Here is a 23,668-nt window from a genome sequence, read left to right on the forward strand (position 1 = left end):
CTGATGGCGCAGCTGGTGATGAAGGAGCTGTATCCGGGCAAAGCGGTCAGCGAGCTGACGGAAACCGAGAAGCAGACTATCACCGCGCTGGGCACGCTGGCGGCGGGACTTGCGGGCGGCGTCACCGGGGACAGCACGGCGAATGCTGTAGCGGGTGCTCAGGCCGGGAAGAATGCGGTTGAGAATAATTATTTGTATGTCCGTGAAAAGACCGAACTGGAGAAAGCGAAACAGACGCTTCAGAACAGTAAGGACCCGACAGAGCGCGAGCAGGCACAGCAGCAGATAAACGATTTTCGTGAGAAGAGCATCAGCCGTGACCAGAAGGTTATCGAAGCCTGTGGAAACGGTAATGCCGCGAGCGCGGCCTGCGCTGGTGCAAGGCTGGAAGTTATCGCTGCCAGAGGAGAATACGAGACCGGGCAGTACAATAATAAAGTCAGCGATATGTATGCTGATGCTTACGGCCAGATAGTAAACCTGCTGAATATCACCAGTGTTGATGCGCAGAATCAGCGGCAAATTCAAGACGCAATGATCAACTTCTTTATGACCACGGAAGGGGTTGATTACGCCACAGCGAAAGATTATGCCGAGTTGAAGCAAGGAGCCGATATCTTTGTCGCTTCGGTCACTCCGGTACTTGGTGCAGCAGCGGCGAAACAGCTCAGTAAAATTGTTGATGCTAATCTTAAGGTGGTAGCAAAAGGCAATGTCAATGGCGCTAAATTCACTGATACCAATCAGGGAGCACGGCCTTCACAGTTAGCAGACTTTAATAAACCAACCTTAATTAACGAAGTTGTACAGGCTAAGATTGATAAACGCCCAGGCAAAAACCTACCTAACGGCAATATGGGAACCGCACATGCTGAAGTTGGGGTTATTCAACAAGCCTATGATAAAGGTATGACTCAAGGGCGCGAAATGTCAATGAGCGTTATAGGAAAAGAAGTGTGTAATTATTGTCTAACTGATGTAAGAGCTATGGCAGAAAAATCCGGGCTTAAATCTCTGACAATTTATGAAGAATCAACAGGTAACGTTCTATTTTGGCAGCAAGGAATGAAAAAAATTGAAAATAGAGGATCTGGAAAATGACAATAGAATATGAGCTCTCTCGCTTATGCTCTGGTGAAAAGTATGTAAAAATCAAGTCACCTACGTGGTCTGATGTACTTTTTTTTCTGGAAAGATTGGAAAGTAGCAGTGGTGGCGTATACATCAGAATTATAGATCCTTCAGAGTTTGGCCCAGAAAGACTTAGTGTTGAAGGTGAAAATGGTTTTTATTTAGTTACTTTACTGGAATATGACGAGTCTGGAGGTGATGTCAGATCTATATGGGATGACACCTCATCGTCCAAAGAGAATATTATCATCCTTGGTAATTACTGGCCTAAGCGTCAACTTACAAAAGATTTTGACCATGTTACCAGAATATTCAAAGAATTCTTCGATACGGGTAACGTATCAACAGATGTTCTCAACTAGAATAAAAACCTCGGCCAACCGGCTGAGGTTCTTATTCTGCAACAATCAAGTACCTCAAATCGGCCGCCACTCCACGGCTCCATCCGGGATCTTGCGTGGCCGCTTCTGCGGGGTGGCAACCAGTTCAATAAACGCCGCAATCTCGCGCTGCTTACGGGCCGATAGTTTCTTACAGGCCCGCTTCAGCGTGGTCACCACTTCGGGTTCGGCGGGCGGTTCCGGCTGCGGCTCCTGCCGGGTAATAATCAGGCAGTCCTGCATTACCCGTACGTTAACCGGCGTCCCTGTGCCAAAGCCTGCCTCTTCCAGCCAGTGCCCCTTCAATGTGACGGACGGTATTGGCTGATACTTCGCGTCGCTGACATAACCTACGGTGTAATAACGGGTTGTGGGTGTGGCAACCTCTGGCTTATGATGTGTCTTAGCCATAATTAACTCCTTAACAGTTAGTTGTGGTCAGCGGCGATATCGGGTTGCACCCCTTTACCGCCGCGCTAAAATCATTTTCCTGTCGTGCTTCTCTTGCTTTAACCTGTCTAAATATACACCCTATCTTATGCAAACTCATTGAAAACGCCTGCTAAAAATGCGATCTGGCTCCATAGAACGGAACTCTCTTTTTTACTTCCATGATCTGTTACCTGGACAGGAACACTTTCTGGAAAGCGGCATAAAAGCAAGGAAATCCCAATCCATAAAGCGAAGCTAAAAGCGTATGTGGCTATCGGCGCGATAAAGTTTTTTCGGCGAACGTTACTCGCCAGCCGCGCCTGTAGCAGAAGCCGCAGGCGGCAAACTCTACGCTATGCCCTGCCCCACCGCAAAACAATGCTGTTTACGTAACCAATTGAATTTAAAAAATAGTGAGTACGGTATGGCGAATTACAAAACCGAAAACATCTTATAAAAAATTATCATTAATAAATTAAGTTACTCTTTCCATTAATAAAATATCTTTTGATCCAGATCACCAAATAAATACTTTATAAACAGCAATTATCTCACGGATGGTATTATACCCCTTCCTGTGGGCAGCAATGTAATAACCAGAGCGTATTTATCCGGTAAGTTACTTAAAGATGTCACTCAGGAAAGACCATTTAAATTAAGGATGATTGTTATGAAAAAATTAGTAGTGGCCACCCTCATCTTATCCGGGCTGGCATTCAGCGCCCTCTCCCATGCCGAAAAAAACACCATCAGCATTGGCTATGCCCAAAGCAAGGTGCAGGACTTTAAGAATATCAACGGTGTAAATGTCAAATACCGCTATGAATGGGATTCTCCCATTAGCGTTATCGGGTCTTTTACCTATATGACGGGTAAAGGCGGTATTGATTATATGGCTACACGCGATATCATCAAAAATGAAACAAAAGTAAAATACTACTCTTTTTCCGTAGGCCCAGCGTATCGAATTAATCAATATGTCAGTGTTTATGGTCTGCTCGGAATAAATTATAACAAAATCGATTACAGAACTCATTGGTACAACTATGAAGGTAATCGCGACTATGTTTATATGGGTAAAGAGACAGGAAATCAGAAAAAATCCGCATTAATGTACGGAGCAGGCGTACAAATAAACCCAACGGATTACCTGGCATTCGATATTGGCTATGAAGGCTCACGTCTGGATGTTAGTGGCAGAGATTACTCTATAAACGGTTTTAATATCGGTGTAGGTTATAGCTTTTAACAGCCAAGCTAGAGTATAGAATATAATGCCGGGTAAAATATCCGGCATTATATAATTGTAATATAGCATCCCTAACTGCCTTGTTAATAAAAGGCCGCCAGTCTTAAAAAGGCGGCCTTTTGCATCTCAGGTAAATTTACGCAGGCTGATGCTCAATTACCTGCGCCTTATCAGGCTGGCTGTTTTCAATCGCTTTCTGACTATGGCTGATAGGTATCCGGCGAGGTTTCTCGCTCTCGGGGATCTCCTGGTAAAGATCGACAGCAAGAATGCCATCTTCCAGCTTCGCGCCGGTGACTTTTACATGTTCCGGTACGGTATAGCTCAGGCGGAAATCGGCACGGCTGATACCGCGATGCAGCCAGCCCGTTTCCTGATTTTCGCTTTCGCTCTGCCCTTCTCTTTTGCCGGAAATCGTCAGCTCGCCGCCTGCCGTTTCAATAGAAAGCTCGCTCTCTTTCCAGCCGGGCACGCTCACCGCCAACGCATAGCGATCTTTATCCAGGCGACGAATATCATATGCGGGCGTAGCCGTCACGGGCGCGTCGCCGGTTAGCTGGCTGAACAGACGGTCGATGCGGTTAAAGCGATCGGAAAACAGCGCATCGGTCAGGGAAGGAATTAAAGAAAAATTGCGAACGGTCATCATCATAACCTCCTGAATACAGTTGCTATTCAAAAGCTCATCACGGGCAGGTTCGCCGCCTGCCTGTTTTCTAAATAGGGATGCCCGCGCGCTTTTCAAGCGGCAAAAATAATTTTTTTTCTTTATGTACGCCTGGCCTGCACGCATAAAAAAGGCCGGAAAATCCGGCCATTTCTTATCAGGCTTTCAGCCGCTTTTTCACCAGCTGCCAGCTCAGCAGCAGCAGCGCTATCCAGCCCAGACCAACGTAAAGCGATACGCGGGTATCCGGGAAGTAGCCGATCAGGCCGATGATAAAGAACAGCGCCAGAATACCCACGATAGCGGTGAAGACGCCGCCAGGCATAGCGAACTGCAGCTCTTTTTTCTGCTCCGGCGTCAGAGTGCGGCGGAAGCCGACCTGGGCAAACAGGATCATAATCCATACCCAAACGGTAGCGAAGGTTGCCAGCGAGGCGATCACCAGGAAGACTTTTTCCGGCATTAAGTAGTTCAGATAGACCGCGATCAGCATCGCTATCATCATCACCAGCACGGTAATCCACGGTATGCCACGGCGCGATACGGTAGCGAACATTTTAGGTGCATGACCCTGCTCTGCCATGCCGTGCAGCATACGGCCAACACCAAACACATCGCTGTTAATCGCCGAAAGCGAAGCGGTAATTACCACAAAGTTCAGAATAGCCGCCGCTGCCGCAATGCCCATATGCTGGAAGGTCAGCACAAAAGGACTGCCGTTAGTGCCAACCTGGTTCCACGGGTAAATCGACATAATGACAAACAGCGTACCCACATAGAACACCAGAATACGCAGCGGCACTGTGTTAATCGCGCGGGGAATAGAGGCAGCCGGATCTTTCGCCTCACCTGCGGTAATACCGATAATCTCAATGCCGCCATAGGCAAACATAACGATTTGCAGCGACAGCACCATCCCAATCACGCCATGCGCGAAAAAGCCGCCATTGGTCCACAGGTTACTGATGCCGGTAGGCTGACCGCCGTTGCCAATGCCCCAGAAGATGATGCCGATGCCTGCCACAATCATGATAATAATGGTGGCAACCTTAAACAGCGACAGCCAGAACTCGACCTCGCCAAAGACTTTTACCGTCGCCATATTAATTGCGCCGATAATCAGCACCACGCTTAGCACCCAGATCCAGTGCGGCACGTCCGGGAACCAGACGCCCATATAGATGCCGAACGCGGTTACGTCGGCAATCGCCACAATCAGGATTTCAAAACAGTAGGTCCAGCCGGTGATATAACCAGCCAGCGGGCCAAGATAATCCTGGGCATAGCGGGAAAACGAGCTGGCCTGCGGGTTGTTGACCGACATCTCGCCCAGCGCGCGCATAATGATATAGGCGATAGCGCCGCCGATAATATAGGCGAGGATCACGCTCGGCCCGGCCATTTTGATGGCGTCTGCCGAACCGTAGAACAGGCCGGTGCCAATGGCCGAACCAAGCGCCATAAAGCGGATGTGACGGGTACTCAGTCCCTTTTTGAGCGTATTTTTTTCTTTCATTCTGCTTAGACTCTGTCATCTTCTCCTGCCGGAGAACGGGCAGGAGAAGGTATCATATTTTTACTGCTGGTGCGCATTCACCTGCGCGCGCCCCATTACGCGATCGCAGATTACCGCTACAACCAGTATCGCCAGCGAAGGCGGCAGCCAGGCCAGGCCCTGCTCGGCGAGCGGCAGATTGGCGGTAAAGGCTGGCAGCGCGTCTTTATAGGCGGTGGTTTTAATGCCGTCGATAACACCGAAAATCAGGCTGACCAGCATGGTCGGCGCGATAATGCGGGTGCTCTTGTTCCACCAGCGCAGCGTAAAGCTCAGCAGGATCAGCGCGATACAAGGCGGATAAATCGCCGTCAGTACCGGGATAGAGAACTGGATCAGCTGGCTCAGGCCCAGGTTGGAAACCAGCATTGAGAACAGGCCCAGAATAAATACCAGCTGGCGATAGCTCAGCGGCAGATACTGCTGAAAGAATTCAGCACAGGCGCAGGTCAGGCCAACCGCCGTCACCATACAGGCGACGAAAATCAGCGCGGCCAGGAACAGGCTGCCCAGACTGCCAAAGGTATGCTGAACATAAGCATGCAGGATAGCCGCGCCGTTGGCGTTCTGATCGACGATAGAAGCGCTGTCCGAACCCAGTTTAAACAGAGCCAGGTAAACCAGCGTCAAACCAACACCGGCGATCAGGCCCGCGATAATGGTGTAACGAGTCAGCAAACGGGACTCGCTAACGCCGCGAGAGCGAGCCGCGTTGACGATAACAATACCGAACACCAGCGCGCCCAGCGTATCCATGGTGAGATAGCCGTTGATAAAACCGCTGGAGAAGGCAGCATGCTGATAGGATTCCGTTGCTGGCGCAAGGCCGCCCGCAGGCCAAATCAGCGCGGCAATGCCCAGCACGGCCAGCGCGACGATTTTCAGCGGTGCCAGGATATGCCCGACGGTATCCAGCAGCTTGCCCGGATAAAGGGAAATACCGATCACCAGCGCGAAATAGACCAGGCTGTAAACCAGCAGCGGCAGCGCGCCGTCGCCGGTCAACGGGGCGATGCCCACTTCAAAAGAGACGGTAGCGGTACGCGGTGTGGCGAACAGCGGGCCAACGGCCAGATAGCAGACGGTTGCCAGCACGATACCGGCCGCTTTGCCGATTGGCGAGCTGAGCGCGTCAATACCGCCGCCGACGCGCGCCAGCGCGATAACGGTGATAACCGGAAGTCCAACAGCGGTCAGCAGAAAACCGAGCGCCGCGACCCAAACGTGTTCCCCAGACTGAATACCCACCATCGGCGGGAAAATAATATTACCGGCACCAACGAACAGGGCAAAAGTCATAAAGCCCAGCGCGAGGATGTCTTTAGATGTTAAACGATTTGTCATAAGAAGCGGATTTGCCTGTACTGGTGGTGATAAAACCGTGATGTTGGCTCTGTTTCCCGGCACGCCTTCAGCCTCTGCCCTTTCGCTGCTGCGGAAATCTGCAGAGCGGGGTTACCGACGCGATTGCGCTGTTTATGATCTTTTTAACCGGGAAATAAAGTAAAAACGGCGGTAAGTAAAACGTTTATAGGGGAGAAAGGCAATACGGGATCGAGAAAGCAGAGCGATATAGCGTAAAAAGCGCCTTAACCAGGCAATCGCTTCAGTTTATAGCCAGGATGCATTACATGATTTGTATTTTTTTTGCGCTTCGCGGCGTTATTTTCTGCACAAAACAGGCGCTGAACGCACAAAAGGCGCGTAAATACGCGCCTTTTGCATAAGTTGCCTGTGTTACCAGACCTGGTTAGCGATATCGACAACCAGGCGCAGCTTGGCCCACTGCTGCTCTTCCGTCAGGCTGTTGCCCTCTTCCGTCGAGGCGAAACCGCACTGCGGGCTAAGGCAGATCTGCTCCAGGCTAACAAACTGCGCCGCTTCCGCAATACGCTTTTTCACTGTTTCCGGATCTTCCAGCTCGCCGGTTTTGGTAGTAACCAGGCCCAGCACAACCTGCTGCTTGCCGGGCTTGATAAAGCGCAGTGGCTCAAAGCCGCCGGAACGCTCGTTGTCATATTCCAGGAAGAAAGCGTCAATATTAACGGTGCCGAACAGAATTTCCGCCACCGGCTCATAGCCGCCTTCGGAAATCCAGGTAGAGCGGAAGTTGCCACGGCAAACATGCAGGCCAACGATCATATCTTCCGGCTTGCCTTCCAGCGCTTTATTCAGCACCTGAGCATAGATGTTCGCCAGCTCTTGCGGGTCATCGCCGCGCTCGCGGATCTGGCGCTTCTGATCTTCTGAGCAAAGATAGGCCCAGACGGTATCATCCAGCTGCAGATAGCGGCAGCCCGCATCGTAAAACCCTTTGATGGCATCACGGTAAGTGAGCGCCAGATCGTTGAAATACTCTTTCAGATCGGGATAGACGTTAGCGTCAATCACCTTACGGCCACCGCGGAAGTGCAGCACGCTTGGGCTTGGGATAGTCATTTTCGGTACGGCGTCGCCGCTGATGCTTTTCAGAAAGCGGAAGTCTTCCAGCATTGGATGATTGCCGAAGCCCAGCTTACCGGTCACTTTTACACCGCGGGCTTTGGTCTGCACGCCGTTAAACTGAATGCCCTGCTCCGCTTCGTAACGCTCCACGCCTTCCAGGCCGTCGAAAAAGTCAAAATGCCACCAGGCGCGGCGGAATTCGCCGTCGGTAACGACTTTCAGGCCGCTGGCACGCTGCTGCTCTACGACGTTGCGGATCTCTTTATCTTCAATCTGGCGCAGTGCGGCAGCATCGATTTCACCGGCCTGAAACTGTTCACGGGCCTGCTTGATGGCGGCAGGACGCAGAAAACTGCCGACCACTTCGGCGCGATACTGGGCTGAATCTCTTTGCATGTTTGGTCACTCCTGGCCTGCGCCTGTCCGACGCATAATTTTGCACTGAAATAGTTACTGTTGGTTATCCTGAGACATCTGGATGTCTAAATGGCTGAATGCAAGAATGTCATGAGAAAGATTCAACGGCAAACGAGGAAATTTCATGGCACATGAAAAAAATTCAAGTTGTAGATAGATGCAGCCAGGATCGTGCGGGATAACCGCATCAGAGAGAACAGCTGAATAAATTTCTGAAGGCTTATCGCAATAATAACCACGCCGGTTTACGGCGGGATGGCGACGCGATAAAAACAATAAGCCCGCCGGATGGCGGGCTTATCTGAAGAGGTCGGCCCTGAAAAACAGGGCCAGAGCTAACCTGGTGTCATCACCGGTATGAAAGCCGGGAGAGGACGCGAGCCCAAGGCTGCCTGGCTACTATATCAACACCCTGCGAAAATTAAAAGGATCGATATCTAATGGACTGGAACATTCTTGAGAAGCATTTTTCCGGCGCGCGTTTGGGACGCTATAGCGCGGCTCGCGGCGGCAATACGGCGCTCGCTGCCCTGGATTATGCCTGTAACCTACAGCTTGCCGAAGCTATGATGCCGCTGCTAAACACCGTTGAGATTGCACTACGAAATGCTATTAATGCGAGACTCGTCGCAAAATATCATCGCGCCGACTGGTGGCGCGCCTGGCTTAACCTTGAAAAAAAATGCCCGTCTTACCTGTCTACCATCGACCTGGCCTTTTGCAACTGTGCGTCCGAGAGCGGCAGATAGCCCGCCTGCGTCACCAGCTTTTGCCCCTGCGGTGACAGCGCCTGCTGTAAAAAAGCTTTGGTCAGCGGCTCCAGCGGCTGGCCGGGCGCCCTGTTTACATAAATATAAAGCGGTCGGGCATAGGGATAGCGGCCGCTGCGAATATTCTCTACCGAAGGCGTAATCCAGTTTACGCCATCACGGGAAACCGGCAGCGTTTTCACGCCGGTCATATGCGCGCCCATACTGGCGTAGCCGATGCCGTTTAGCGTGCCAGCCACGGCCTGGATCACCGCAGCGGAACCGGGATACTCGCCTACGTCATTACGAAAATCGCCGTTGCACAGCGCCTGCTGCCGAAAGAATCCCCAGGTGCCGGAAGCGGAATTACGGCCAAAGCGTTGCAGCGGCCGCCGCGCCCAGTCGCCCTGATTCAGCTGGAGATCGCCCCAGTGATCTACGGTAAACGTTGCGCCGCAGCGGCGGGTAACGGAAAAAATAGCGTCGAGCTGTCGGGCATCAACGCCCCTGATGGGATTATCCTGATTCACCACTACCACCAGCGCATCCATCGCTACCGGCACGGCCAGCGGCGCATAGCCGTAGCGGTTTTCGAACAGCTGACGCTCCACCGCCTGCATTGGACGGCTCATTGCACCCAGCTGTGCGGCACCAGCCGCCAGTGCGGTAGGCGCAGTCGAAGAACCGGCAGCCTGGATCTGCACATTTACGCCCGGATAGTGCCGGTTAAAGCTCTCGCCCCACAGTGTCATTAAGGTGCCCAGCGTATCCGACCCGACGCTGTTCAGATTGCCCGCCAGCATGCCTTCGTTTGCCTTCGCTGCCGTCGCGCTCAGCAGCATCAGCGCAAAAAACCACTTCTTCATTATTCTTGTCCGCCTGCTCAGTGAACCGCATTCTGGGCCAGTTCGTCGCTAACGATCAACCTTGTCGGCAGCGAGAAGCTGAAACAGGTTTCTTTTCCCGGCAGGCTGCTGATTTCCAGCCGCGCGTTATGATGGCTGAGCGCGTGCTTAACGATAGCCAGCCCCAACCCGCTGCCGCCGGTTTGTCGGGAGCGCGCTTTATCAACGCGATAGAAACGCTCGGTCAAACGTGGAATATGTTCGGCTGCGATGCCAGGCCCGTTATCACGTACTTTAAACTGAGCGCCCTGAGCCGTTTTCTGCCAGCTAATATCAATACGCGTGCCTTCCGGCGTATGGTTGACAGCGTTGTAAACCAGGTTAGAGATAGCGCTACGCAACTGCTCGTCGTCGCCGAACACTCGCAGCTGCGGATCGGCAGAGAAATGGATCTCATGCCTTCCCTGGCTCAGCGTCTCCGCCTCGCGCTGCAGCAGCCGCAGCATCAGCGGCACGTCAACCTTGTCCTGTAAGTTGAGCACCGGCGCGGCTTCAATCCTCGACAGCGTTAGCAGCTGCTTCACCAGCGCATCCATCCGCCGCGTCTGTTCCTGCATGGTATGCAGCGCCTTGTCGCGCGCCGGGCCTTCCAGCACCGCATCGCTCATCATTTCCAGATAGCCTTGCAGCACGGTAAGTGGCGTGCGCAGTTCATGGCTGACGTTAGCGAAAAAGTTACGGCGTGCGCCTTCAAGCTGATGCATCTGCGTAACATCCCGCGCCACCAGCAGCCACTGGCCTTCACTATAGGGCATCACGCGGAACTCAAGATGACGATGGCTGTTCAGCACCAGCGTCAGAGGCCGCGTAAAGTCGCGCTGGCGCAGATAAAGCGTAAATTCCGGGTAACGCAGTAAATTAAGAATATTTTGTCCGTTATCTTCTGGCCAGCGCAGCCCCAGCAGCTGCTGCGCCAGACCGTTACACCAAAAAATCGTGCCCTCTTCCGTAGTCAATACCACCGCATCCGGCAGAGATTCCGCGCCGCTACGAAAACGTTTAATCAGATGGCCCAGCTCACGGCGGCGACGGCGGTTGCGCGCCTGCATCTGATAAAGGCCGTAAAACAGCGGTTCCCAACTGCCGCGCCCGGTCGGCGGCGTGATGCTGCGGTCGATCCACAGCCAGTGAGAGAGGCGAAGCAGATTAGTGAAATGCCAGCCCAGCACGGCCAGCACGGCGAGCAGCAGCAGCCAGGGCAGCCAGCCGGTCAGCAGGCCGATAATCAGCGCTGGCAGGCAGGCGAGCAGCAGCTCAAGCAGCAATCTCTTCCAGGAGAGGCGTTCCAGCACGATGAAAACTCCAGTAGGGACAATCAGTAACGCGCAGAGAAACGGTAGCCTGTTCCGCGAACTGTCTGCACCATACGATCGTGCCCGGTCAGTTCAAGTGCCTTACGCAGACGGCGAATATGCACGTCCACAGTTCGATCTTCCACGTACACGTTAGTGCCCCAGACATGATTAAGCAACTGCTCGCGGCTATAGACGCGCTCGGGATGCGTCATAAAGAAGTGCAGTAGCTTATACTCTGTTGGCCCCATCTCCAGCGGCTGCGTTTCAGACATCACGCGATGCGACGAAGGATCCAGGCTCAGGCCCTGGATTTCAATCACCTCTTCCACCGCCATCGGCGAAATACGGCGCATTACCGCTTTGATTCGCGCCACCAGCTCCTTGGGAGAAAACGGCTTAATAATGTAGTCATCAGCGCCTACTTCCAGGCCGCGCACGCGATCTTCTTCTTCGCCGCGCGCAGTCAGCATCATTACCGGAATATCGCGGGTCATCGCTTCGCGCTTAAGATGGCGGATAAACTGAATGCCGGTGCCGCCGGGCAGCATCCAGTCCAGCAGGATCAGATCGGGCCAAGGTTCAATCAGCAAATTAATGGCGCTGTCATAATCTTCCGCTTCTATCGGCTGATAGTCATTTTGCTCCAGAACAAAACACAACATCTCACGGATTGGGGCTTCATCTTCGACCACCAGAATGCGCTTAGCCATTATTGCTCCTGCGTTTGTGACGGAATGTCACTGGATATGCGGCGTCATTATGCGTCAGATTTATGACACTTTTATGAAAAAAGCGCCCGCTATTTATCAGTTTTATAACACTTTCAGCGGGATGGAAATGCATTGCTGGGGTTTTTTAGCCAGGGGTTTATAATCACCGTTTCGCTTACCTGATACCGAAGGGATGCTATGCGCCTTATTCACACCGCCGACTGGCATTTGGGCCAGTTTTTCTATACCAAAAGCCGCGCGCCGGAGCATGAAGCCTTTCTGGCGTGGCTGGTGGCGCAGGTTGAGCAGCAGCAGATCGATGCGGTGATCGTGGCTGGCGACGTATTCGACACCGGCTCGCCGCCCAGCTACGCGCGCGAGCTGTACAACCGTTTTATCGTGCAGCTGCACCAGACCGGCTGCCAGCTAATTATTCTGGCAGGCAATCATGATTCAGTCGCCATGCTAAACGAATCCCGCGAGCTGCTTGCCTGCCTGAACACGCGCGTTATCGCCGCCGCCAGCGAAGATCCAGCCGATCAGGTGCTGCTGCTAAATCGTCGGGACGGCCAGCCCGGCGCGGTGCTGTGCGCCATTCCTTTTTTACGGCCGCGCGATATTACTCTTAGTAAAGCGGGCCAGTCAGGCCGGGAAAAGCAGCAAACGCTGTTGGAAGCTATCACTCACCATTATCAGCGTAGCTATACGGCGGCGGAAAAAATGCGCGACGAGCTGGGCCAGCCGCTGCCGATTATCGCTACCGGCCACCTGACCACCATGGGCGTCACTAAAAGCGATGCCGTGCGCGATATCTATATCGGCACGCTGGACGCTTTCCCCGCTCAGGCATTCCCGCCAGCGGATTATATCGCGCTGGGCCATATCCATCGCGCGCAGCGTATCGCCGACACAGATTACATTCGCTATAGCGGCTCGCCGATCCCCCTCAGCTTTGACGAGCTGGGCCGTGAAAAAAGCGTGTTTAGGGTAGATTTCGCCGACGGCAAGCTGAGCGCAGTAACGCCGTTGACGGTGCCGCTGTTTCAGCCGATGCGCATGATCAAAGGCTCACTGGAAGAGATAGAAACCGCGCTAAACGCCATTGAGCCGCCGGAAGCGGGCCAGAAAGTCTGGCTGGATATTGAAATCGTTACGCAAACCTGGCTGAACGATTTGCAGCGCCGCATCCAGGAAATCACGGAAAACCTGCCGGTAGAGGTGGTACTGCTGCGCCGCAGCCGCGAACAGCGCGAGAATATTATTAATCGGCAAAATAATGAAACCCTGAGCGAGCTGAGCGTGGAAGAAGTCTTCCAGCGTCGCCTGGCGGGCGAAGAAGAAGAGCCGGAGCGCCTTGCGCGCGCCACGCTGCTGTTTAAACAAACGCTGGCGGAAATTAACGAGGAGCCGTCATGAAAATCCTGACGCTAAGGTTTAAAAACCTCAACTCGCTGAAAGGCGAATGGAAAATCGATTTCACCGCCGAGCCTTTTGCCAGCAACGGCCTGTTTGCTATCACCGGCCCGACCGGCGCGGGCAAAACCACGCTGCTGGATGCTATCTGTCTGGCGCTTTATCACGAAACCTCGCGGCTGGGGAAACTGTCACAGTCGCAGAACGATCTGATGACGCGCGACACCTCAGAATGTCTGGCCGAAGTCGAGTTTGAAGTGAAAGGCGTCGCCTGGCGAGCATTCTGGAGCCAGAACCGCGCGCGCGGCGCGGTGGATGGCAACCTACAAGCGCCGCGCGTCGAGCTGGCCCGCTGCGATAACAATAAAATCGTCGCCGACAAGGTCAAAGACAAGCTGGAGATGCTTACCGAGCTGACCGGGCTGGACTTCGAGCGCTTTACCAAATCGATGATGCTTTCGCAGGGCCAGTTCGCCGCCTTTTTGAATGCGGACGCCAACAGCCGCGCCGAGCTACTGGAAGAGCTGACCGGCACGGAAATCTATGGTCGGCTTTCCGCCAGCGTTTTTGAGCGGCATAAAAACGCACGTGCCGCACTGGAGAATCTACGCGCGCAGGCCAGCGGCATGTCACTGCTGGATAGTGAGCAGGTTCAACAGCTTACCTTGCTGTCAGAACAGCTGCTGACAGAGGAGCAGGCACTCACTTCGCAGTTGCAACGACAGCAGCAGTTGCAGCAATGGCAGCAGCAATACCAGGCAGCACAACAGGCAAAAGAAGCGGCCGCCACAGAACAACAGCAGGCGGAAGCGGCATGGCAAGAAGTACAGCCGCAGTTGAATCGGTTGCAGCAATCCGAACCAGCGGAGAAACTGCGCCCACAATGGCTGTTGCGTAATCAGCATCTTCAGGACAGGCAACAGCTTGCGGAACAGCATCAGCTAATCGGCCAGCAGCGGCAACAGGCTCAGCAGCAGCTGGAGGAACTGGGCCGTGAGCTAAAAAATGCGGAAACGGTCCGCCAGCAGCATGAAGCAGAAAAGCAGCAGCAGGAGACGCTGATTGCCGAACAGGTGCTGCCGCTCGACAACCGTATTGTTTCACTGACACAGCAGAATAAGCAACTTGAAAAGGAAGTGAGCGATTACCAACTTTTTCTGGGGCAGCGTCATGCAGTGTTAAATCAGGCGGCCAGCCAGCTTAAAGAAAAAACCGCCCAGCAACAGACTCAGCAGCTTTGGCAGCAGCAACATGCGCACTATGCTCGCTGGGGCGAATCGCTGCCGCTGTGGCGTGCCCTCTTCCGGCAGCGGCAGCAAAGCGAACAGGCTTTGACCGCGCTGCATCAAAAAACGCAGCAACAGCAGCAGGCCGTTGAGCAGCTAAAGCAGCGCCTTGCCGAAACAGAACGGCAGGCAAAACCTAAGCAGCAGCAGCTTGATGAGCAGCAAAAACGGGTAACGGAAGCCGAAGCGGCGTTAACGCGCCAGCGTGAGCTTAATGCCGAAGAGCCGCTGCAGGCAGCGCTGACCACGCTGGCGCAGCAGCGGTCGCTGCGGCAAACCCTGAGCCTGCTTGCCGCGCAGTGGCCGGCGCTGAAGCAACAAAATCAGCGCAGGCAAAACGAGCGCGAAACGCTTCAGCAACAGCTACAGCAGGCGCAAAATGAGCTGCAAAGCCTGCGCAACGGCTATAAAGAAAAACGAGCGCATCTCCAGGATCTGGAAAAGCGCTGCGAACTGGAGCAGCGCATCGCCGATTTGGAACAGCATCGCGCTCGCCTTGAGCCGGAACAGCCCTGTCCGCTGTGCGGCTCCTGCCAGCATCCCGCCGTAGCCGACTACCAGGCGCTTGAGCTTTCGGAAAACCAGCAGCGTCTTGCGGCGTTAAAAAAAGAAGTTGAGCAGTTAAAAGATCGCGGCACGGCTAAAGGCGAACAGGTAAAAAACCAGCAGGCCCAGGCTGAGAAGCTACAGCGCGAGCTGGCGGAAAGTGAGAGCGAGGCCGCGCGACTAAGGTCAGAGTGGCAAACTGCCGCGCAAGCTCTGGGGCTGCACTACTCTCCCGATGACCTGCAACAGACTGCCGACTGGCTGGCGGAACAGGATCGTCAGGAGAGCGCTCTTCAGGCGCAGCTGCTGGCGCTACAGCAAAGCGCACGCCAGCTGCAACAGCAAAAGGAGCAGCTACAGCAGCTGCAAAAAGAGCTGAGTGAAATCCAGCAACGGCAGCAGCTTACTGGTCAGCAACTACTTACTTCAGTCCAGGCGTTGCAGGAACAGGAGCAGGCGCTAAGGCAGCAGCAGCAAGAGGCGCAACAGCAGCAGGAAGCGCTGCGCGCCTCGCTGGCCGAGCTGGAGCTGACACCGCCTTCAGCGCAGGAGAGTGAAAGCTGGCTACAGGCACGGCAAAAAGAGTGGGAAAGCTGGAACGAAGTAGCGCAAACGCTGGCAGAGCTGGCTTCACAGCTGACCGCGCTGGCCGCACAGCAACAGGCGCTACAGGAAGAAATCGCGCGCGAACAAACGCAGCTGGCGCAGCGCGAGCAGCGCAGCAAAGCAGAAAAGCAGGAACTGGAGGCGCTGCGCGAACAGCGGCAACAGCTGTTTGGCGACAAAGTAGTGGGCGAAGTGCAGCAGCAACTGCGTAAGCTATCGCAACAGCATGCCGACCACTGTCAGCAGCTGCAGCAACAGTGGCAGCAGCGGCAAAACCAGGCCAATACTCTGACCGGACAGCATAATTCGCTGGCTGAGCAGCTGCACGCGCTGACACTGCGGCTGGAGCAGGCAGAGCAGGCGTTTAGTGAAGCGCTGGCGGCGAGCGCCTTCGACAGCGAAACAGCTTTCCGCGAAGCGCTGCTGGATGAAGCCCAGCGCCAGCAGTTACTGACGCTGCAAAAAAACCACGAGCAGCGGCGCCAGCAGGCTACCATTCTGCTTGCCCAGGCGGAAAAAACGCTGGCGGCGCTGCCGGAGCAGCCGCACGATCTGCCGGAAGATGTGCAGGCGCTGCATGCTGCCGTCGAGAACCTCTCGCAGCAGCTAAGAGAAAACGCTCGTCGCCAGGGCGAGGCAAGGCAGCAGCTAAGCAGCGATGCAGCCCGCCGCGAGCAGCAAAAAAACCTGCTGGCAACCATTGAGCAGGAGGCGCGACAGCTGGAAGACTGGAGCTATCTCAACCAGCTGATTGGTTCAAAGGAAGGCGACAAGTTCCGCAAATTCGCTCAGGGCCTGACGCTCGACCACCTCGTCTGGCTGGCTAACAACCAGCTGAACCGCCTGCACGGCCGCTATCTGCTACAGCGCAAATCGCAGGAGGCGCTGGAGCTGCAGGTGGTGGATACCTGGCAGGCGGACGCGCTGCGCGATACGCGTACTCTTTCCGGCGGCGAAAGTTTCCTGGTGAGCCTGGCGCTGGCGCTGGCGCTCTCCGATCTGGTCAGCCATAAAACGCGTATTGAATCGCTGTTCCTGGACGAAGGCTTCGGCACGCTGGACGCCGCCACCCTGGACGGCGCGCTGGACGCGCTGGATGCGCTTAATGCCAGCGGCAAAACCATCGGCGTCATCAGCCACGTGGAGGCGATGAAAGAGCGTATTCCGGTGCAAATCAAGGTGCGGAAAATCAACGGGCTGGGCTACAGCAGGCTGGAAACGCCTGCGGCATAAAGCTATTTTTTTCGGGGCCTTTCCGGCGCGGTCTGCCAGTAAAGCGGCGAGCCGAAGGCCTCGACAAAATAGTCGATTACGGCCCTGACGTTAAGCGGAGGATGCCGCGTATTGGGATAGATCGCGGCGATATGTTGCGGCTCGGTATTGATAGCGGCGTCAAACTCCGGCAGCAGCCTTATCAGCTCGCCCGTATGCAATTTGTCGCTCATCAGCCAGTCCGGAAATAGCACCAGCCCCATGCCGCCCAGCGCGGCAATCAGCAGCGTCTCCGCATGATTGGAAGCCAGCAGCGGCGAGATAGCGTAGTGGATCCACTCTTCGCCGCTCTGGCGGAAAAACCAGCGGTTCGGACCGGAAGAACCGCGATAAACCAGGCAGCGATGGCAGTTTAGCTCGTCAGGATGGGCGGGCGCGCCGTGTTTGCTTAAATAGTCGGGTGAAGCGGCCAGATGGTAATATTGCGAGCCGAACACGCGGGCATGAAAAGAGGAGTCAGTCAGCGCGCCGATGCGAAAAATCACGTCCGCCGGTTCTTTGTGCGGATCGATAAAATTATCCGTTTGCATCATCTCAATGCTGAGCTGCGGATAGCGTTCGGCCAGGCCAGCCAGCCCGGGCGCAACGTGACGCTGACCAAAAAAAACCGGCGCGTTGATGCGTACCAGGCCGGAAGGCTCCAGCGTTCTCTCATGCAGCGCTTTGCGCGCCTCTTCCATGCTGCCAATCATAGCGCGTGCATAGTTGATAAACAGACGTCCGCTTTCCGTAGGCACTATCGCCCGGGTATTGCGGTAAAAGAGCTGCTGGCCCAGCGTGTCTTCCAGCTGATGAATAACGCGTGAAACCTGCGAAGCGGATATCCCCTCGCGCCGGGCTACCGCGGAGAAGTTTTGCGTGTCAAAAACCTCAATAAATATTTTTAGCGCACGCAGATTTACCGCTTCGATCGCCTGCATTAATGCATTTCCTGCAAAGGTGTTTAGCGCATTATAGCATTTTTCTCAATCGTTGCGCCCTGTAACCTTCTCCGCCTGAATCTTTTGGAAACTACGCTATGCAACTTTTACTGATATTACTGGTTATCGCCGGTGGGATGGGGCTTTCCGTCGAAGCGGGCCTGCTGGGGCCGCTGGGCGGCGAAGTCGGCGACCTTTGGGCAACGTTCAGCATCTTTGGCGTCGGCGCCGCGCTAACCTTCCTGCTGATGCTCTTTTTCAGCCCGCGCAACAGCCCGTCGTTTTTCGCCCAGCCAGGCTGGCAGCTGCTCGGTGGCGTGCTTGGCCCGGTTTACGTGGTGATCCTGACTATCGCCACGCCGGTTATTGGCGTAGCCATGACCATGATCGGCATTCTGGCGGGTCAGGTTTTTAAAAGCCTGATTATCGATCACTTCGGCCTGCTGGGTACGCCACAGCGAAAAACAGACAGCAAGCGCCTGATCGCACTGATTTTTATCGTCGCCGCACTGGTGCTGGTGGCAAAGGGGTAACGCAATGATAACGATAGTAATGATTATTCTGGCCGTGGTTGGCGGCGCGATGCTGAGCATTCAGGCGGCGATTAACGGCCAGCTGGGCAGCAAAGTCGGCGTGTTCCGCTGCGCTTTCCTGACTTTTTCCGTCGGCGCGCTTATCACCGCCCTGCTGATCTTTTTCTTTGAGCCAAAACAGGCGGTTAGCCTGCTTGACGTGCCGAAATGGCAACTGCTGGGCGCGCTGTGCGGCGTTCCCTATATTGTGATTATGGTCTTGGCCGTACAGCGCATCGGCGCGGCTGTTGCCACCGTTGCGGTGATCTTTGGTCAGCTGGCAATGAGCATGCTGATTGATAACTTCGGCTGGCTGGGCAACGCCGCCGTGCCGTTTTCGGCCAGCCGTCTGGGCGCCATTCTCTGCCTTGGCATCGCCCTGTTCTTTATCTACGCCAGCAACCGCAGCAAAAATGCGGCAGAAGCAAAGCATGCTTCGGTATCCGTCGAATAACTTCCCTGGGTGACCAGAAACAAAAAACCCGCGCCACTGCCGGCGCGGGTTTTTAATCGAAACGATTTTGTGTCAGAGCTTCGCGGCTTTGGCGCGTGGGCCAGGCAGGATATCGCCATCGCCCTCCGCCATCAGCAGGCGCGCGCTGGTAATGGCGGCAACATCATGCGCTTTATCCGTAATGTTGCTGGCGATCTGATTGACCGCGGCGGCCACCAGCATGCCAAGCAGCGACTGGTTATTATTGTTGCCTTCGTTATCCGAAGCCGTGGCGCTGCCGCTCCAGATCTGTTTGCCGCTGCGTAAATCCACCAGCCTTGCCGTAGCGGAGACGCGCGTTTCGCTATCCACGATCATGTACTTAGTGCCGTAGTCGCTGATATCGATATAGAGCGCCGCATCGGCATTAAAGATTTCATGCAGTTTTGCCGTCGGCACGCTGCGAATATCGGTGGCGTTAGTTAAGCCGTTCTGCTTGAAGGTTTCCTCCACGACGGCTACCGGGAACACATAGTAACCCGACTCTGCCAGCGGCAGCGTCACCAGAGAAGCAAAGCTGTGCGCGGCCTTGATATCGGGACTTTTATTTTCCGCTGGCAGCACCAAAATAGAAGCAGGTTTGCTGGCGCGGAATTCGCTGTAGTCATAAGGCGTTTTTTTGGCGCAGCCGGTCAGCGTCATGGCGGCCAGCAGAGCGATAAAGACAAATAGCTTTTTCATTATTTTGCTCCCTGCTTATTGCGCATCAGGAAATCCATATAGGAAGCGGATTCAGGAAAAGCCGCTTTTTCGGCGTTGAACTGCTGAAAAGCTAAATCCGGCCGGCCGGTATTGGCATAAAGCAAACCCAGCTGAGCGCGCAGCCCTGGCGCAACCGGTTTATTTTTCGCTTTCGCCTGTTCAATAACCTTATTCAGCGTTTCAATTTCTTTTTCCGGCGCGCTGCTGTTCTGATAATAACTGTACAGAGAATTCTGGTAGTCGCCCCAGTAATAGATATTTTCTTTTTTCTGCGCGCAGGCAGTTAACAGCAGTGCCGTAGCCACTGCCACACTATATTTTATCACTCGCATTTTTATTCCCTGTTATTTAACCGGACGCCACGCGCCTGATTCCAGCCCGCTAACCAGATGGTTTACCGCCTCGCGCACGGCCAGATCCATCACTTTGCCGTTTAGCGTAGAGTCATAGCTGGCGGTGCCGCCAAAGCCAATGACTTCGCGGTTGGAGAGCTGATACTCACCGGCGCCCTGCACGGAATAGACCACTTCTGAGGTCGCCACATCTACCACGTTCAGATTGACCTTTGCATAGGCCACCTGAGTTTTACCGCGGCCCAGAATGCCCCACAGCTGCTGGTCGCCTACTTCCTTGCGGCCAAACTCGGTAATATCGCCGGTAATAACATAATCTGCGCCTTTAATAGACTGAGCGCTGCGCTTGTAGCCTGCTTCGGTTTTCAGTTCATCAAGGTTGGCGCGATCCAGCACGTTAAAACGGCCGGTCTGCTGCAGATGGGTAATAAGGATGGTTTTGCTCTGGTTGCCCAGACGATCTACGCCGTCTGAGAAAATGCCGTTCATATAGGCGGAGCGGTTATCGAATTTGCCAACGGCCACCGGGCTTTTCGCGCCCTGATAAACCGGCTGGCTTGCCGCTGTGACCTGAGGCGCTTCGATAGTGCGGGAAGATTCAGTAGCACAGCCGCTAAGCAGCGTGCAGCTGAATATAGAGAATGCAACAAGGTTATAACGAAATTTCATTGTTTCTTTTCCATGAAGATATAAAGACATCCGACGTCCGCGCGCAGAATACAATATTGCTGCCGACAAGTCCTGAAAATAATTGCGATTCAGCTTCCAGAATTGCATTTTGTGCGCCGGGCTGCCGCAGGCGAATAATCTGTAAATGGCCTGGCGGAGCCGGAATAAACTGCCAGCCCGGGGCTAACAAGGTAAACTATCGGCTTACATCAAAAATTCTTTAGTAATCATCAGGGAAATGTCATTGGCAAAAATCAATAAATGGGGAATAACGCTGTTGGCACTGGTGCTGACGGCCTGCCAGCAGCACGCGGAGAAAGCGCGGCCCGGCCCGGCCACGTCACAGGAGATAAAGGCATGGGCAGAAAAAAACTGTAGCGCCAGCCAGGACAAACACTGTACCTACTTCGCCGCTATGCAGTACGGTGTTATGCGCAATTTTTATGATGCGGATCGTTACAAGGGGCGGGAATGCGCGGTAGCTATTACTTATCGCAACGGCCGCTACAGCGTGCAGAGCACTACCGGCGATGAGCAGCTCTGCCTGAAAGCCTGGAGCGTGATCGGCAGTGCGAAAAATCTTCCGCCGCCGCCGGCCGCGCTGCCCGCTTCTATGGTCATCGACTTCAGGCCCTACTAGCTGGCCTGCCGCCACTGTCGCGGGCTAACGCCAAACCAGCGGCGAAAAGCGCGCGAAAAAGCGCTGACTTCGGAGTAGCCCAGCAGCAGCGCCATCTCCGAAACGGGCAACTGCCGCTGCTGCAAATACCAGGTCGCCATTTCACAACGCACCTTATCCACCAGCGCGGTAAAGCTCAGGTTTTCTTCGCGCAGGCGGCGCTGCAGTGACCAGCTCGACATCCCCATTTTTTCCGCCACTTCGGGCAGCGCCGGTTCACCCTGGATCAGCATCAGCCGCACCTGCGAGCGAGCGCGATCGACAATGCCCTGGCGCGGCGCAGCACTGTTAAGACGACGGATAGCATCCTGCATTACCAGCAGCAACACGGGGTCACTCTCCGGCATGGCTCGCATTAAATCTTTTTTAGGAATAATCATCGAGTTACAGGGTTGATCGAACCAGACCGGCGCATCAAAAACCTTGCAGTGCTCGTGCCACTGTTCAGGGCGAGGATGCTCAAAATGGACTTCGCGCGGCGCCCAGTGTTTGCCCGCTACGTGGCGGATCAGGTTCATAAACATGCCCATCGTCAGCTCGGCGTCCTGCCTGCGGCATAAGATAGCGCCGTGGCGCACCTGATAATCCAGCCGCCAGCAGTCGCCTTTATCGGTCAGCCGCGTCAGCGTATCGTGCTGGTGCCACGGAAAAGCGCGCACCACGTTGTGCAGCGCCTGCTCGAGCGTGGCGGAACAAAGGCCTACATAGCCGATCAGGCCTAATGACTGCGGTTTAAACTGTCTGCCATAGTGCAAACCGAAGTTATCAAAACCCGAGTAGCGCGCCGCTTCCTCCATTACCCGGCAATAGTTAATCAGCCCCAGACTCAGCGTTGGACTGGCGAGCTGCTCAGGATCGATGCCGCTGACGCCGAAAATCCGATCGACATCGCCGCCTTTTTCCACGATAAACTCGCCCAGACCGCTGGCGGCGGCGGCCAGCACGCCATAGTTGCCGCCGGCATTCAGCGCTGTTGCCATATCGGGGCTGGTGATTAATCCTGTTTCCATAGTTATTGCCTCGCAGCAGAAAAGACCCTGCATACCCAGCAATTTCTGTACCAGCTCTGATAAAGCCGCTGGCTAAGCGCCGACCGGCAGCTCGCTGGTTTCCAGATAGCGACGGCAGAGACGCACGGAATCATCGGCCCAGCGCGGCCCCAGGCTTAGCGCCATCTCGGTTTGCGCATGCGAGCCTGCCCAGGCGAGCAGCTGAATACGCCGCTGGATCAGCAGTGTCGGCACCAGCGCCAGCTCTTCATCGCTGATATGCGCTACCTGTTGATAGCCTTTCAGCCAGTTGTCCACCCACTCCGCTGCACGAGGATGGTGCTCCACAAAGCTGATTGCTGCTGCGAGATCGTGCAGATACCAGCCCATACCGCAGTCATCGAAATCGATCACCCGCGTTTCGCCTTTATGCAGCAGCAGATTAGTGAGGCGCAGATCGGCGTGGATCAGGCCATAGCGAGAAGGATCTTTGCCGAACAGCGCCAGTTCGCCGCCGACGCGAGCGATCGCCTGCTCCACCAGACCATAGTCCTCAGGCTTCAGGCCAGGCGCGTCGCGCCAGTCGCCCCAATGGCTTTGCGGGCCAACCATGGTCTGATGATCCCAAATGATACGTTGAAAGCCCGCCGGTTTTTGCCAGCTCCTGCTGTGCTGGTGCAGCTTTGCGGTAATGCTGCCTAACTGCTGAAAAGCGCGCGGATCCACGTCCGTCCCCGGCATTTCGCCTTCAATCCAGTCAAACAGCACCGCATGGCGGAGGCTGCCGTCTTCCAGCAGTAGATCCTGCACTTTCCGCCCTTCTTTATCGGCAATCGCCCGTGGCACCACAATGCCTGTTTCACGCAGCGCGTCGAGCCAGTGCAGTTCGCTGAGAATATCGGCCCGCTGATGATAGTTGCCACGGTGCAGCCGCAGCGCATAGCGTTTGCCGCCAGCCTGTAGCAGGAAAGTGGCGTTTTCCGAACGGCAAAGCAGACTGAGTTTACCCTGTAAAGCAGCCGGGTAGCGGGTCATAGCGCGCTGGGCAAGCGCCAGCAGCGCGCCAGGGGTCAGGTTGTCATATTGGCTGGTCATAAGTCTGGCTCCGAAAAGAAAAAGGAACGGCACGGAACCAGCATGGCGTCAGGCTCTGCTGTTCGCTTGACCGCAGACGACCTGTTTTTGACCTTAGCGCGCGTCAGGCGCTTTTTTTGCATCTGAGTTGACCGCAGA

At 54.8% G+C, this 23,668-nt stretch carries 23 protein-coding genes; 9 read left to right on the forward strand and 14 right to left on the reverse strand.

Translation table 11 applies throughout. The annotated features are described in order from the left end of the window. Together ACETPC_RS12235 and ACETPC_RS12240 are read left to right on the forward strand one after the other, a co-directional pair. Positions 1–1,101, forward strand: a 1,101-nt coding sequence (locus ACETPC_RS12235; RefSeq protein WP_380181774.1) for a VENN motif pre-toxin domain-containing protein, incomplete at its 5' end; no start/stop codon positions are given. Beyond that, positions 1,098–1,493 carry a DUF6911 family protein gene (locus tag ACETPC_RS12240; RefSeq protein ID WP_380181776.1) on the forward strand — a complete coding sequence of 132 codons (396 nt, stop codon included), beginning with the start codon at positions 1,098–1,100 and terminating at the stop codon, positions 1,491–1,493. The genes ACETPC_RS12235 and ACETPC_RS12240, both read left to right, overlap by 4 nt. Before the next feature lie 54 nt (positions 1,494–1,547). Here the strand turns inward: ACETPC_RS12240 and ACETPC_RS12245 are convergent, their stop codons facing one another. Then, on the reverse strand, positions 1,548–1,922 hold the full coding sequence (locus tag ACETPC_RS12245) for a SymE family type I addiction module toxin (RefSeq protein WP_380181778.1): 375 nt from the start codon (positions 1,920–1,922) through the stop codon (positions 1,548–1,550). A gap of 691 nt (positions 1,923–2,613) precedes the next feature. Here ACETPC_RS12245 and ACETPC_RS12250 point away from each other — a divergent pair. Continuing rightward, positions 2,614–3,192: an Ail/Lom family outer membrane beta-barrel protein gene (locus ACETPC_RS12250; protein WP_380181780.1), complete on the forward strand. Its 579-nt coding sequence runs from the start codon at positions 2,614–2,616 to the stop codon at positions 3,190–3,192. A 136-nt stretch (positions 3,193–3,328) separates the two neighbouring features. On the opposite strand, the gene ACETPC_RS12255 is transcribed toward ACETPC_RS12250, so the two are convergent. The 4 genes from ACETPC_RS12255 to ACETPC_RS12270 all read right to left on the reverse strand — a co-directional run bounded on the left by ACETPC_RS12255 (position 3,329) and on the right by ACETPC_RS12270 (position 8,255). Beyond that, complete coding sequence (locus ACETPC_RS12255; protein ID WP_380182218.1) at positions 3,329–3,838, reverse strand: Hsp20 family protein; 510 nt, start codon at positions 3,836–3,838, stop codon at positions 3,329–3,331. A gap of 178 nt (positions 3,839–4,016) precedes the next feature. After that, the gene (gene proY, locus ACETPC_RS12260; protein WP_380181782.1) at positions 4,017–5,375 is read right to left on the reverse strand and encodes a proline-specific permease ProY; all 1,359 of its coding nucleotides are present in this window, start codon (positions 5,373–5,375) and stop codon (positions 4,017–4,019) included. Positions 5,376–5,435: 60 nt separating this feature from the next. Beyond that, positions 5,436–6,758, reverse strand: a complete 1,323-nt coding sequence (brnQ, locus tag ACETPC_RS12265) for a branched-chain amino acid transporter carrier protein BrnQ (RefSeq protein WP_380181784.1) — start codon at positions 6,756–6,758, stop codon at positions 5,436–5,438. A gap of 393 nt (positions 6,759–7,151) precedes the next feature. Then, entirely contained in the window at positions 7,152–8,255 is a 1,104-nt protein-coding gene (locus ACETPC_RS12270) for a cobalamin-independent methionine synthase II family protein (RefSeq protein ID WP_380181785.1), read from the reverse strand. A gap of 461 nt (positions 8,256–8,716) precedes the next feature. On the opposite strand from ACETPC_RS12270, the gene ACETPC_RS12275 reads away from it, so the two are divergent. After that, positions 8,717–9,025 carry a hypothetical protein gene (locus tag ACETPC_RS12275; RefSeq protein WP_380181787.1) on the forward strand — a complete coding sequence of 103 codons (309 nt, stop codon included), beginning with the start codon at positions 8,717–8,719 and terminating at the stop codon, positions 9,023–9,025. Here ACETPC_RS12275 and ACETPC_RS12280 read toward each other — a convergent pair. The 3 genes from ACETPC_RS12280 to phoB are packed head-to-tail and all read right to left on the reverse strand — an operon-like array spanning position 8,968 to position 11,935. Next, positions 8,968–9,891, reverse strand: a complete 924-nt coding sequence (locus ACETPC_RS12280; protein ID WP_380181789.1) for a PstS family phosphate ABC transporter substrate-binding protein — start codon at positions 9,889–9,891, stop codon at positions 8,968–8,970. The two genes, ACETPC_RS12275 and ACETPC_RS12280, sit on opposite strands and share 58 nt — an antisense overlap. A 17-nt stretch (positions 9,892–9,908) precedes the next feature. Continuing rightward, positions 9,909–11,222, reverse strand: coding sequence for a phosphate regulon sensor histidine kinase PhoR (phoR, locus tag ACETPC_RS12285; RefSeq protein WP_380181791.1), 1,314 nt, complete (start codon positions 11,220–11,222; stop codon positions 9,909–9,911). A 23-nt stretch (positions 11,223–11,245) separates the two neighbouring features. Next, positions 11,246–11,935 (reverse strand): phosphate response regulator transcription factor PhoB, encoded by a 690-nt coding sequence (gene phoB / locus ACETPC_RS12290; RefSeq protein WP_336143300.1) that lies wholly within the window; start codon positions 11,933–11,935, stop codon positions 11,246–11,248. A 198-nt stretch (positions 11,936–12,133) separates the two neighbouring features. Between phoB and sbcD the strand changes: the two genes are divergently transcribed. Together sbcD and ACETPC_RS12300 are read left to right on the forward strand one after the other, a co-directional pair. Then, the gene (sbcD, locus tag ACETPC_RS12295; RefSeq protein WP_380181794.1) at positions 12,134–13,351 is read left to right on the forward strand and encodes an exonuclease subunit SbcD; all 1,218 of its coding nucleotides are present in this window, start codon (positions 12,134–12,136) and stop codon (positions 13,349–13,351) included. Beyond that, on the forward strand, positions 13,348–17,019 hold the full coding sequence (locus ACETPC_RS12300) for an SbcC/MukB-like Walker B domain-containing protein (RefSeq protein WP_380181796.1): 3,672 nt from the start codon (positions 13,348–13,350) through the stop codon (positions 17,017–17,019). The genes sbcD and ACETPC_RS12300 overlap by 4 nt, the downstream gene beginning before the upstream one ends. A gap of 2 nt (positions 17,020–17,021) precedes the next feature. Here the strand turns inward: ACETPC_RS12300 and ACETPC_RS12305 are convergent, their stop codons facing one another. Then, positions 17,022–17,978, reverse strand: a complete 957-nt coding sequence (locus tag ACETPC_RS12305) for a LysR substrate-binding domain-containing protein (RefSeq protein ID WP_380181798.1) — start codon at positions 17,976–17,978, stop codon at positions 17,022–17,024. 98 nt (positions 17,979–18,076) lie between these two features. On the opposite strand from ACETPC_RS12305, the gene ACETPC_RS12310 reads away from it, so the two are divergent. Then, on the forward strand, positions 18,077–18,511 hold the full coding sequence (locus ACETPC_RS12310; protein ID WP_380181800.1) for a DMT family transporter: 435 nt from the start codon (positions 18,077–18,079) through the stop codon (positions 18,509–18,511). Positions 18,512–18,518: 7 nt separating this feature from the next. Further along, positions 18,519–19,004, forward strand: a complete 486-nt coding sequence (locus ACETPC_RS12315) for a DMT family transporter (protein ID WP_380182220.1) — start codon at positions 18,519–18,521, stop codon at positions 19,002–19,004. Between the two features lie 72 nt (positions 19,005–19,076). Here ACETPC_RS12315 and ACETPC_RS12320 read toward each other — a convergent pair whose 3' ends face one another. Genes ACETPC_RS12320 through ACETPC_RS12330 form a run of 3 tightly spaced genes read right to left on the reverse strand, consistent with a single transcriptional unit; the run spans position 19,077 to position 20,767 of the window. After that, positions 19,077–19,724, reverse strand: a complete 648-nt coding sequence (locus ACETPC_RS12320; RefSeq protein ID WP_380181802.1) for a DUF799 domain-containing protein — start codon at positions 19,722–19,724, stop codon at positions 19,077–19,079. Beyond that, positions 19,724–20,077, reverse strand: coding sequence for a DUF4810 domain-containing protein (locus tag ACETPC_RS12325; RefSeq protein WP_380181804.1), 354 nt, complete (start codon positions 20,075–20,077; stop codon positions 19,724–19,726). Before ACETPC_RS12325 ends, ACETPC_RS12320 begins: the two co-directional genes overlap by 1 nt. A 12-nt stretch (positions 20,078–20,089) precedes the next feature. Next, positions 20,090–20,767, reverse strand: coding sequence for a CsgG/HfaB family protein (locus ACETPC_RS12330; RefSeq protein WP_380181806.1), 678 nt, complete (start codon positions 20,765–20,767; stop codon positions 20,090–20,092). A gap of 244 nt (positions 20,768–21,011) precedes the next feature. Between ACETPC_RS12330 and ACETPC_RS12335 the strand changes: the two genes are divergently transcribed. Then, positions 21,012–21,407, forward strand: a complete 396-nt coding sequence (locus tag ACETPC_RS12335) for a cell envelope integrity TolA C-terminal domain-containing protein (protein ID WP_380181808.1) — start codon at positions 21,012–21,014, stop codon at positions 21,405–21,407. Here the strand turns inward: ACETPC_RS12335 and ACETPC_RS12340 are convergent. Continuing rightward, positions 21,404–22,456: an AraC family transcriptional regulator gene (locus tag ACETPC_RS12340; RefSeq protein WP_380181809.1), complete on the reverse strand. Its 1,053-nt coding sequence runs from the start codon at positions 22,454–22,456 to the stop codon at positions 21,404–21,406. The genes ACETPC_RS12335 and ACETPC_RS12340 overlap by 4 nt on opposite strands. 72 nt (positions 22,457–22,528) lie before the next feature. Beyond that, positions 22,529–23,530 (reverse strand): phosphotransferase enzyme family protein, encoded by a 1,002-nt coding sequence (locus ACETPC_RS12345; RefSeq protein ID WP_380181810.1) that lies wholly within the window; start codon positions 23,528–23,530, stop codon positions 22,529–22,531. Between the last annotated feature and the right edge of the window lie 138 nt (positions 23,531–23,668).

Source organism: Pantoea sp. sgz302252, from assembly GCF_042610525.1.
Lineage (GTDB): Bacteria > Pseudomonadota > Gammaproteobacteria > Enterobacterales > Enterobacteriaceae > Erwinia.

What these genes read in the sequence shown, in the direction of transcription:
- ACETPC_RS12300 (WP_380181796.1), top strand. Translation starts at nt 13,348, where the DNA reads ATGAAAATCCTGACGCTAAGGTTTAAAAACCTCAACTCGCTGAAAGGC.
- ACETPC_RS12345 (WP_380181810.1), bottom strand. Translation starts at nt 23,530, where the DNA reads ATGACCAGCCAATATGACAACCTGACCCCTGGCGCGCTGCTGGCGCTT.
- ACETPC_RS12340 (WP_380181809.1), bottom strand. Translation starts at nt 22,456, where the DNA reads ATGGAAACAGGATTAATCACCAGCCCCGATATGGCAACAGCGCTGAAT.
- ACETPC_RS12330 (WP_380181806.1), bottom strand. Translation starts at nt 20,767, where the DNA reads ATGAAATTTCGTTATAACCTTGTTGCATTCTCTATATTCAGCTGCACG.
- ACETPC_RS12270 (WP_380181785.1), bottom strand. Translation starts at nt 8,255, where the DNA reads ATGCAAAGAGATTCAGCCCAGTATCGCGCCGAAGTGGTCGGCAGTTTT.
- ACETPC_RS12305 (WP_380181798.1), bottom strand. Translation starts at nt 17,978, where the DNA reads ATGCAGGCGATCGAAGCGGTAAATCTGCGTGCGCTAAAAATATTTATT.
- ACETPC_RS12280 (WP_380181789.1), bottom strand. Translation starts at nt 9,891, where the DNA reads ATGAAGAAGTGGTTTTTTGCGCTGATGCTGCTGAGCGCGACGGCAGCG.
- proY (WP_380181782.1), bottom strand. Translation starts at nt 5,375, where the DNA reads ATGAAAGAAAAAAATACGCTCAAAAAGGGACTGAGTACCCGTCACATC.
- ACETPC_RS12320 (WP_380181802.1), bottom strand. Translation starts at nt 19,724, where the DNA reads ATGAAAAAGCTATTTGTCTTTATCGCTCTGCTGGCCGCCATGACGCTG.
- ACETPC_RS12255 (WP_380182218.1), bottom strand. Translation starts at nt 3,838, where the DNA reads ATGACCGTTCGCAATTTTTCTTTAATTCCTTCCCTGACCGATGCGCTG.
- ACETPC_RS12240 (WP_380181776.1), top strand. Translation starts at nt 1,098, where the DNA reads ATGACAATAGAATATGAGCTCTCTCGCTTATGCTCTGGTGAAAAGTAT.
- ACETPC_RS12325 (WP_380181804.1), bottom strand. Translation starts at nt 20,077, where the DNA reads ATGCGAGTGATAAAATATAGTGTGGCAGTGGCTACGGCACTGCTGTTA.
- ACETPC_RS12245 (WP_380181778.1), bottom strand. Translation starts at nt 1,922, where the DNA reads ATGGCTAAGACACATCATAAGCCAGAGGTTGCCACACCCACAACCCGT.
- ACETPC_RS12275 (WP_380181787.1), top strand. Translation starts at nt 8,717, where the DNA reads ATGGACTGGAACATTCTTGAGAAGCATTTTTCCGGCGCGCGTTTGGGA.
- ACETPC_RS12250 (WP_380181780.1), top strand. Translation starts at nt 2,614, where the DNA reads ATGAAAAAATTAGTAGTGGCCACCCTCATCTTATCCGGGCTGGCATTC.
- sbcD (WP_380181794.1), top strand. Translation starts at nt 12,134, where the DNA reads ATGCGCCTTATTCACACCGCCGACTGGCATTTGGGCCAGTTTTTCTAT.
- ACETPC_RS12310 (WP_380181800.1), top strand. Translation starts at nt 18,077, where the DNA reads ATGCAACTTTTACTGATATTACTGGTTATCGCCGGTGGGATGGGGCTT.
- phoB (WP_336143300.1), bottom strand. Translation starts at nt 11,935, where the DNA reads ATGGCTAAGCGCATTCTGGTGGTCGAAGATGAAGCCCCAATCCGTGAG.
- brnQ (WP_380181784.1), bottom strand. Translation starts at nt 6,758, where the DNA reads ATGACAAATCGTTTAACATCTAAAGACATCCTCGCGCTGGGCTTTATG.